We start from the raw sequence: 9,506 nt of genomic DNA, 5'->3' as shown, positions 1-9,506 counted from the left end.
CCTCCGCACACCGCCCCGCTCCCCGTCCGCCACCCGCTGGAACCCCCGGTCCGGGCCGACTCCGCGTCGGTCCGGACCGGCGAAACGAGCCCCCTCATGCCCGACACCTCGCCCTGCACCTCGGTTACCGCGCCTGCTCAGCCGGCGTCTTCGTCGGCAGCGATCTGTGCCTGCACTTCGGCGCTGTCGGTGTCGGCGGCGCGGTTGCCGTAGCCGCGGTGAATGACCATGAGTTGGTCTTGCGTGCCGTTCTTGTCGCGGTAGACGACGACCGCTGGTCCGGCGCCGCTGGTGTGGCCGGGGAACTTCTGGTCGTCGGCCCAGGGGCCGCTGCCAGGCTTGTAACCGGTCCACCACAGGTTCTGGTCCCCGCTGCCGTGGCCGCGGTGGACGCAGTAGAGCCTGTTGTCGAAGACTGCCAGGCCGGGCCCTTCCAGGCTGGAGTGGGCGCGGAACTTGTTGTCCGTTCCCCAGCCCTCGGCGCTCGTGCAGGTGGTGTGCCACAGGGAGGTGTCGTTGCCGCTGCCTCGGTGGACCATGTGGAGCGTGCTGCCATACACCGCCAGTGCAGGGTTCGAGGCTGTGGAGTGGCCGGGGAGCGGGGTGTCTTGGGTCCAGCCCCCCGAGTTGGTGAAGCTGGTGTGCCACAGCGTGCTGTCAGAGCCGGCACCCTTGTGGACGCAGTGCATCTGCCCGTCGTACACCGCCAGGGCCGGGCCGGCTGTCACCTGGCGCCGACGGGAGCGACGGCGTAAGCGCGACGCCAGGCCGAACGGGTGACAGCAGGCGCGCGGACCATGCCATGGGGACGGTGAACGTGAGCCGCTGGGGCACTGTGCTTCCCAGCATGTCCGCCGGATACCGCCTGGTCGCCCCCGTCAGCCGGTCCTGAGACTCGGCAACCGTCAGCGCGCATAGGGCGCGTTGGTCTCGCCCGCGATGGCGTCGAAGACGCGCAGGGCGGACTCGGACATCTCCTCACGCCAGCGCAGGTCCAGCACGATCGCGGGTGGGTGGCCGAGGTAGTAGGCGCGCTCGGTGCGCTTCAGGTTGACGGGCCGGCCCGTGGCCCGTGCGGCGCGTTCCCGCGCCACGATGTACTGAGTGCCCGCGTTGCCGCCCAACGGATGCTGGACGCTGAGCCAAGGGTCGAGCATCGCGGGAAGGAAGGAGAAGCCCAGTGTCGCGCTCAGGCGGGACAGGACGTCTTCGGGGTGGGTGGCGACGTCCTCGTAGTGCACCCGGCTGACGATGCCGGGCCAGCGGGCCGCAAGATCCTCTGTCCGGCGCATCTGGGCGACCCACTCCGCGGCCAGCTCCGCGGGGCGGGCGTCGGGGTACTTGCGCAGCAGGGAGTTGACCACCGCCCGGCCATCACGGGCCAGCACCACCAGATGACGGTGGACGGCGCCGGGCAGCAGTGCCGTCTGCTGATCGATCCAGCCGACCGCTTTCGTGGAGTCCACGACGAAGGGGCGCCCGCAGCGCCGGGCCAGCACCTCGTAGAGGTCGGGACCGGTGCTCGGCAGCGGGTCGCCCCACACGGGACAAGCGTCGGTGCAGAAGTTGCAGCCGACGGTCCGCCCCTGCGCGTCGGTGGTGCCGAGGCGGGTGCTGTTCCACGCCTCGCCGGCGAAGCAGACCGCCGGGTGCGCACCCAGCATCAGCCCAAGCAGCGTGGTTCCGGAGTGCCCGGCCCCCATGATGAAGATCACCGTCTTGTTGCGCCGCTCACTGTTCATCACTTCACAGCACCTCCGTCGCCGGGGCCGAGGAACCGTCACCGATCTTGTGACAGCTTGTGGAGTTCCGCGAACAGCTCGCCTCGCTCGAGGAGTTCATCGAAGGTGCCCTCCTCTGCGATGCTCCCGCCGGCCAGCACGATGATGCGGTCGGCGACGCGGGTGTTGGTGAGGTTGTGCGTGACGAACACGGCGGTCCGGCCTTCGGCCAGCGTCTTGAAGCGGCTGATCACCCGGTGTTCGGCGCGCGGATCCATCGCGGAAGTGGGCTCGTCGAGGACCAGGACGCCGGCCTCTCGGTAGCAGGCGCGGGCGACGGCGAGGCGCTGCCACTGGCCGCCCGAGAGATCGTGCCCGCCCCAGAACGACTTGGCCAGCAGTGTGTCGAGACCGTTCGGCAGTCCTGCCAGCACGCTGTCCGCGCCGGCCTCGCGGGCGGCAGCGTGCACGAGGTCGTCCTCGCCGCGGGTCTGACCGAGCGTGATGTTCTCCCTCGCGGCCATCGGCCACTTGGTGTAGTCCTGGGGGACCAGACCGACGCGCGACCAGACCGAGTGCGGATCCGCCTGGGCCAGATCGATGCCGTCCCAGCTGACGGTGCCGTGTGTGGGCAGGTAGAGACCGGTGAGGAGGTGGGCGAGAGTCGTCTTGCCGGAACCGTTCTCACCCACCAGGGCGACGACTTCACCGTTGCGCAGGGTCAGGCTGATGTCGTGAACCGCGAAGGCGTTCACCGGGCTGCCGGGGTGACGGTAGGACACTCGGTGGGCGCGGATCTCCCGGGGGCCGGCCGAGTCGATCGCCAGCGGTCCACGCGTGGCGCGCAGGGTGTCGGCGAGAGCCAGGAAGTTGCGCCAGTCCTGGAGGTGGAGCGAGGTGCGGAACAGCCGGGCGCTCGCCATCACCAGGGAGTTGAGCGCGCCGGTGGAGGAGCGGACGGCGACCACGGCCGTGACGGCGACCGCGAGCGCGATGGTGCCGTTCATCGTCAGCAGCCCGACGGTGAGCCAGGTGAGGGTGAGCATGATGCCGGTCCCGGCCGCTCCGCCGAGTGTCACCAGCAGCACTCGGGGTGCGGCCGCCCGGTGCCTGATCCTGATCCGCATCGCGACTTGGGCGTACCACTGGCGCAGGAACGCGGCCATGGTCCCCGCCCTGACTTCCGCGGCCGTCCGGCGGTCCGTGCTGTGCTGGCGCAGGATGTAGCGCAGTCGGTTGTCGGCGAGGCTGGTGTGAGCGGTGTGGTGGGCGATACGAGCCGTGCCCAGAGCGGCCGCCCCCTTGGGAAGCATCGCGAGAACCAGCAGCGGCAGCAGCAGGGGATTCAGCAGAGTGAGGATGGTCGCCGCGGCCGTCAACTGCGCCACCGCGCTGATCAATTGCTGCGCGTCGGCGATCAGGTCCTGGGTGGCCATCGCCCCCAGGCCGGCTGCCTGGAGCGAGTCGTTGAACTCCGGCTGGTCGTAAGCGGTCAGCTCGACCTCCGGGGTCTTGGCGAGGATGCGTTCCTCGGCGAGGGCGGTCACCTCCGGCCCCAGTTTCACCGCCGCGTACTGGGAGACCGCGTCCGACGCCGCCCGGGTGGCGGCCGCACCCGCCGCGATGAGCAGAGCCGGCACCGCGGCGTGCAGCCGCTCGGTGGCCTGGCCCTGCCCGACGAGGGCTCCGATCACCTGGGCGGTCGCGGCCAGGACCACCGCGGCGGAGGCAGCCGCGAGCAGCTGGGCCACCAGCAGTTGGAGGGCCGCCCACCGGTCGGCGGCCCAGCTCAACCGGGCGGCGGCCGCGATCGTGGCGGGCAGACGGGCCGCCATCTGCGCCAGACCCGCCGCCGCGACGTGGTCGTGATGCGGGTCGTCCCAACCCAGGCGCAGTTCGGGCTGTTCGGCGGAGGTCGAGGGAGCATGGGTCGGCACCCGTGTCATCCTGCCGTCACTTCCGGCGCCGCACGGTGACACCGCTCCGGACCGCGCCTCTCCGGGCGCGAAAACCCCACGTGCGGATGACAGCGCGGTGGAGGATTTCACACTGCCGGGAACGGTCCCGGTGGAATCGGCCGGCCGAGAAAAGGGGCGAGCTTCTCCCAGCCCTCGCCCGCGCCGATGTCCAATACCAGCAGATCCCCGGGGCGCCGGGCGAAGTGACGCTGTACGCGGACGAGTTGATCCTGGTAGACCCGAGCCAGTCGGACCGGGTCGAAGGTCTCCCCGCCACAGATCCGCGTACGGAACAGATACGCCGCCTCCCTGTGGGCGGCCCGCTCGGCCGCGGGCGCCCCCGACGGCCAGCCGGTGTCCCAGAGCCGCTCCACCGCACGCAACCAGCTCTCCGTCTCCCGTACGGTGACGACGAACCGTGCCCGCGGATGCCGCGCGTCCAGTGCCGTCAGGGACGCGAGTGCGAAGACGCTCGTCAGGCCGTCGTAGTGCCGCAGCGCCGGGAAGTCACCGTCCCCGCGGCGCAGGGCCGCCAGGTCCGCCGGGCCCAACGGGTAGTGGGCGAGGTCGAAACCGAGCAGATGGAGGGCCTCGACCAGGCTCCGGGTCGCCGTACCGGGCAGGCCGAGGGAAAATACCTTGGGCCGGTCGGCGGCGGGGCCATGGGTCTGCGGGGCGCGGGCCACGGTCTTCCGGACGTTGGCCATGGTCAGCCGAGGACGGCTGGGCAGGCGCAGCTCCCCGACCACGCGGGCCGCCAGTTCGGGCAGGCCGTCGAGGTACTGGCCCAGCGCGTGCGGGGTGACATCGGCGGGTACCACCGAGCGGCTGTGCTGTATCGCCTTTCTGGCGACCACGAAGTCCAGGTCGTCCCCCCAGCGCAGCAGGGCCGACTTCAGCACCGCGTGTGTGCTCTCGGTACGGCTGCGCACCTCGCGCAGAGCGTACTTGGCGAAGATGTGGTGATAGTGCTGGAAGTGGTCGTGCAGGATGTGGAAGCCCTTCAGCTGCACGTCGGGCTGGAGATGACGTCGGGCGAGGTGCCGCCGGAACGCCTCGGGCCGCAGCATCGGCCCGCGCCCCGCCGCTGGTGCCTCCGCTTCGACATCCACCTCCCGCATCGCCCGGACCAGGTCGGTTCGGCTGATGTGCACCCCGCAGTGGACCCGGCCGCGGAACCGGTCGTGCACGAAGCAGTCGACGTACGCAAGGTCGTTGGCGTCGAGAAAGGGCCTCATGTCCTCGAGGATCAGGCAGTCGGCGTCGACGTGGACGACATGCGAGGCCTCGCCGTGGTCGATGTGCACCTGGCGGTCCACGGCACGGGCGAGCGGCCGGATGTTCTCTGCGATGTGAACCCGGCGTGGTCGGATGTGCCGGATCGCGAGGCCGAGAGCGAGGTGGGTGGTGCGCTCACCGACCGTGCGGAGTACCAGGTCGACCGGGCGGCCGGCGGGCGGTGACCAGTCGCCGGGGAGGGTGCGGATCGCGCCGCTCACGGCCGGTCCGGGACGGGCGAGGGCCGGTTGACGTTCGGGAAGGGGCCGTCGGGGACCTCCTTGCCCAGGAAGGGGGCCAGCCGTTCATAGCCCTCGCCCCCGGCGATGTCGAGGACGAGTAGGTCGTCGTCCCGGTCCGCGAAGTGGTGCAGCACCCGCTCGACGTGGCGGCGGTGGACGCGGGCGAACCGTTCCGGGTTGAATTCGAGACACCCGTAGACGGCGGCACGCAGGAAGCGCTGCATGTCCGGATACCCCTCGCCACGGTCGGTCTTGCTGTCCACCGGTCGTGCCCAGTGTGTCGCGCACGAGCGCAGCCAGGCCTGCTCCTCCCGGACCGTCAGGATGAACTTGGCTCCGGGCCAGTCGAGATCGAGTTCCTCGTAGTACGGAACCACGCTGATGTCGGTGATCCCGTCATGGTCCGCCAGCAGCGGAAAGCGCCCGGTACCCGCGAGCAGGGTCCGGTAGGTGGCGGGGTCGGAGGGGTAGTGCACGGTGTCGAAGCCCAGGGTGCGCAGCGCGGCGGTCAGCGAGCGGGTGCCGGTGCGCGAGAGGCCGATACCGAACACCTTGGGACGAGGACGGGAGCGGTGCGGTGCCGCACCGGGAATACCACCGGTCACGTGATCCCCCTCCACATGGCTCGTGGGCCGGTGCTTCCGGACTCGGGCCGACGTGCCAGATCGATGACGGTCTGGTCGGCCATCGCCGCCAGGCCGTCGTCCAGCTCCGTGCGGGGCCGATATCCGAATGCCCGCGCCGCCAGGGCGATGTCGGCCGCGGTGTGCCGGGCCTCGCCACGGCTGCCGGGCCGTGGATCCAGGTTCACCGGGCCGACTAGACGCTCGACGGCCGCGATGGCGTGCTTCATGGACACCGGGGCGTCACCGCCGAGGTTGGCCACGCCGGTGAAAGAGGAACAGGCCGCGTCCCGCATCGCCGTGACGACATCGCGCACGTAGGTGAAGTCGCGGACCTGCTCGCCGTTCCCGTGGAGCGGGAAGGGCCCGCCGGTGAGCGCCGCTTCGATCAGCCGGGCCAGGGCCATGTCGGGCCTCTGCCGCGGGCCGTACACGCTGAACAGGCGTAGCGACACCGCGGGCAGGCCAAAGCTCATCCGATAGACCTCGCACAGATGTTCCGCCGACAGCTTGGTCACGCCGTACGGCGTGAGCGGCCGGGGGCACACCGACTCGCCCGTGGGAATGACCGGGGCGTCGCCGTACACGGAGGAACTGGAGGCGTAGACGAACTTCCGCAACGGTCGGTCCCGCATTGCTTCCAGGAGCCTTTGCGAGGCGAGCACATTACGACGGGCATACAGCTCGAAGTCTTTTCCCCATGAGGGCCGTACGCCTGGTTGACCGGCCAGGTGGTAGACGACATCCGCTCCGTCGAGGAGGGGTTCGAGAGCGGCTTCCAGCAGGTCCCCGCGGCGGAAGGCGAAGGACGGGTGCGGGATCAGGTCGCGCAGGTTGCGTTCTTTCAGTGCCGGGTCGTAGTAGTCGGTGAGCGAGTCGATGCCGAGGACGCTGTCACCGGACGCGAGCAGGTGAGCACAGAGGTGGGAGCCGATGAAGCCGGCGGCGCCGGTCACCACGGCCCGCGTCAAGGCCGCGACCTGGTTGTGTCGCCGAGCCCGGCCAGCACCCGGTCGGCCCGGATCCGCCAGGTGTGCCGGTCGTGGAGCTGCCGTCGTGCCTCGCCGCCCAGGGTGGCGCGCAGGTTTTCATCACCGACGAGCCTCTTGACCGCGGCCGCCCAGGTCTCGGCGGAGTCCGACGGGCAGAGCAGGCAGTTGACTCCGTCGGTCAGAATCTCCCGGAGTACCGGCAGATCAGAGGCGATGACCGCCTTGCCGTAGGACATGTACTCGAACAGCTTCATCGGCGATACCCAACGGCTGATCTCGCCCACGCCTCCGGCACAGTACGTCCGGCGCTGGTAAGGCGCCAGGACGACCTCGAACGCACGCTGGTAGGGGGCCAGCTCGGCAGGCGGGAGATGTCCGTGGAAGTAGACGTTGGGGCGTGTGCAGCGGCTCTGCCAGTGGGCGCGGTCGGCCGCGGTGCCGCCGACCAGATGGAAGTCGGCCTCGGGTACGCGGGCGGCGAGTTCGAGAATGACGTCGGTGCCGCGGCCCGGGTACAGATGACCGACGTAGCCGATCTTCGGTGCCTCCGGGCGGCCCGGCAGGTCTGCCACCGGCCCGTCGGCCGGGGCGGGGTCGGCACAGTCATGAGCCGTCACCAGATCCGCCCACCGCGACGAGACGAGCTCCGGAAAGACGCGATGGTAGTCGTCGGCGAGCGCCTGGGACACGAAAACCACGCGTCGCAGGTTCCTTCTGCGGAACAGGACGCCCTCGATCCTCCGGACGATCCGCCGCGGCCACATCAGATGCGTTTCGTACACCAGGGGGGCCAGGCCCGACGAGACGAGCAGAGCGCGCAGGTCTCGTCCGTACAGCAGATCGGGGGTGCCTCGTCGGTGGAGGTCGGCGCGGATCCGCCAGGCACGGATCCATACGCCGAGCCCCCGCAGGGCGGGCTGAGCGATGCTCCGCACCTCGAAGCGGTTGCGGGTGCCGTAGTAGCGGTGCACGTCGCCGGCGGGCACGGTCCCCGGCAGCGCGTAGAGGACGACCTCGTGCCCGGCGTCGGTGAAGGCATCGCACATCCGCATGACGTGGACGCCGTTCGCGTAGACGGAGGGGATGCTGCCGGAGTGCAGGTAGGCGATCCGCATGACTGGATGGGCCTCCGAGATGCCGGTGAGGGACACCCATGCTCCGCAGCGGGGCGTCGGGGCACAATGCCCGCCACCGGGCGGCCGTGGCACACAGGGGCGCACGGCAGCGCACGAGCGGGCCCGGCCTCACCCTTGCCAGCCAGATTTGACGGGCCGGCAGGGCCCATGGCGCCCCACGCGTCACACGCGCATCGACAAGGGCCGGTCACCGGGACGCCGTTCGCCTGTTCCATGCCGTGGCGGGCGGGCCGGAGCACGGAAACCCAGACCTGTCCGGTTCCCGCACCGGCCTTTCTCCCCCGATGGTGTGCCGTCCTGGTGTGCGGTACTTCTGATCGGGGCGTCACCCGACGCATCCACCGGGCCCGCGAGCAGCCATGGAGGACATCGTGGAGAACGAGGACATCGAGCAGGTCACCGAGGAACTCCCCGAGTACGCGCTCATGATCGACATTCCGGACCAGGACTGAACTGAGTAGTCCGGACAGGTCGCACCCCGCCCGTTGCGCCGGTGCTTCTGTCGGCCAGGTTCGTTCCGTCGGAGCCCCGGCAGTCCGGCGAAGGACGGGCCTTGGCCGGACACGGCACCGGCCCCTACCCCGGAGAGTCCTTGCCGCGGAGAGAGAGCGAACGCGTGGAGGTGAGCAGTTGCTGCGAGTAGCACCCGACACGCGCGAGGCGGTGCGAGATGAGGGAGCGGTCCATCGAGTGGTCTGTTCCGTCCTGACGGCGGCGGGACTCCCCGCGCCGCCGCAGGCGCATCCCGCCGTGGTGGCCGCCGCGTTCGCCCTTCGGACGGAGCCAGGACTCGCTCCTTCGGCGATCTTGCGCAGCATGCGTGACACCGAGGCCCGGGAGAGCCTGGCGCCCGCGGAGCCGTCCTCCCACCTCGTCCGATCGGTGACCCGCGCACTGTCCGCGCTGCCAAGCGGAGCCGACGTCTCCGAGGGCTCCCGGGTGACGTCCTGGCAGCGATCGGACCGGGCCGTACTCGACGAGAGCATCGCGCGGCTGGCGGCCACCTGGCCGCTGATGCTGAGCGAACTGCGCATCGGTGTCGCGCAAGTGGCTCTCTTGGAGGGCCCGGCGATCGACGGCTTCACCGACTTCACGACTCATGGCGCCATCTACGTCAACCGGTCGCGGCTGCGCACCAGTCCCCGCGGGCTGCCCGGTCCGGTGCGGTGCGCGGAGGCACTGGTGCACGAAGGCACCCACACCCGCTGCAACGCCGCCCAGCTGAGCGCTCCGTTCCTCACCCCGGCAGCGGACTCCGCGCATCCTCTGCGCACCCCCCTGCGCGCCGATCCCCGGCCTGTGGCGGGGCTGTTCCAGCAAATGGTCGTCCTGACCCGGAGCAGCGCGCTCTACGCGCTGCTTCTCGGCGGCGACACCTCGGCCGCGGACGTTCTGGACGCCCGCCGGGCCCTGCTGGTGAAGAGGGCGCGGCAGGCGATCGGCACCCTTCGGGACCGTACCTCACTGCTCACCGGACACGGGCTGACCGTGCTGGAGGAGTGTGCCGCCCTGCTGAGGACCATCGCCGTCTGACCCGACACCCCGGAGCCACGCCG

At 70.5% G+C, this 9,506-nt stretch carries 8 protein-coding genes; 1 reads left to right on the top strand and 7 read right to left on the bottom strand.

The features are described from left to right. Positions 1-137: 137 nt before the first annotated feature. The 7 genes from GKQ77_RS02085 to GKQ77_RS02055 form a co-directional block, all read right to left on the bottom strand. Entirely contained in the window at positions 138-728 is a 591-nt protein-coding gene (locus GKQ77_RS02085; RefSeq protein WP_504739853.1) for a DUF8189 domain-containing protein, read from the bottom strand. A gap of 177 nt (positions 729-905) precedes the next feature. Continuing rightward, complete coding sequence (locus tag GKQ77_RS02080; RefSeq protein WP_219686861.1) at positions 906-1,742, bottom strand: sulfotransferase family protein; 837 nt, start codon at positions 1,740-1,742, stop codon at positions 906-908. Between the two features lie 38 nt (positions 1,743-1,780). Beyond that, positions 1,781-3,667, bottom strand: a complete 1,887-nt coding sequence (locus GKQ77_RS02075) for an ATP-binding cassette domain-containing protein (RefSeq protein WP_219686860.1) — start codon at positions 3,665-3,667, stop codon at positions 1,781-1,783. Between the two features lie 98 nt (positions 3,668-3,765). After that, positions 3,766-5,178, bottom strand: coding sequence for a sulfotransferase (locus GKQ77_RS33815; protein ID WP_219686859.1), 1,413 nt, complete (start codon positions 5,176-5,178; stop codon positions 3,766-3,768). Beyond that, positions 5,175-5,804 (bottom strand): sulfotransferase family protein, encoded by a 630-nt coding sequence (locus GKQ77_RS02065; RefSeq protein ID WP_219686858.1) that lies wholly within the window; start codon positions 5,802-5,804, stop codon positions 5,175-5,177. The genes GKQ77_RS33815 and GKQ77_RS02065 overlap by 4 nt, the downstream gene beginning before the upstream one ends. Continuing rightward, entirely contained in the window at positions 5,801-6,793 is a 993-nt protein-coding gene (locus GKQ77_RS02060) for an NAD-dependent epimerase/dehydratase family protein (protein WP_219686857.1), read from the bottom strand. Before GKQ77_RS02060 ends, GKQ77_RS02065 begins: the two co-directional genes overlap by 4 nt. Beyond that, positions 6,790-7,965, bottom strand: coding sequence for a glycosyltransferase family 4 protein (locus GKQ77_RS02055; protein WP_219686856.1), 1,176 nt, complete (start codon positions 7,963-7,965; stop codon positions 6,790-6,792). The genes GKQ77_RS02060 and GKQ77_RS02055 overlap by 4 nt, the downstream gene beginning before the upstream one ends. Positions 7,966-8,766: 801 nt before the next feature. Here GKQ77_RS02055 and GKQ77_RS02050 point away from each other — a divergent pair. After that, the gene (locus GKQ77_RS02050) at positions 8,767-9,483 is read left to right on the top strand and encodes an aKG-HExxH-type peptide beta-hydroxylase (RefSeq protein WP_219686855.1); all 717 of its coding nucleotides are present in this window, start codon (positions 8,767-8,769) and stop codon (positions 9,481-9,483) included. Positions 9,484-9,506: the final 23 nt, after the last annotated feature.

Source organism: Streptomyces anatolicus (assembly GCF_019400875.1).
Lineage (GTDB): Bacteria > Actinomycetota > Actinomycetes > Streptomycetales > Streptomycetaceae > Streptomyces > Streptomyces anatolicus.
This window is presented reverse-complemented; position numbering and strand designations above follow the sequence as displayed.

What these genes read in the sequence shown, in the direction of transcription:
- GKQ77_RS02050 (WP_219686855.1), top strand. Translation starts at nt 8,767, where the DNA reads ATGCGTGACACCGAGGCCCGGGAGAGCCTGGCGCCCGCGGAGCCGTCC.
- GKQ77_RS02080 (WP_219686861.1), bottom strand. Translation starts at nt 1,742, where the DNA reads ATGAACAGTGAGCGGCGCAACAAGACGGTGATCTTCATCATGGGGGCC.
- GKQ77_RS02075 (WP_219686860.1), bottom strand. Translation starts at nt 3,667, where the DNA reads ATGACACGGGTGCCGACCCATGCTCCCTCGACCTCCGCCGAACAGCCC.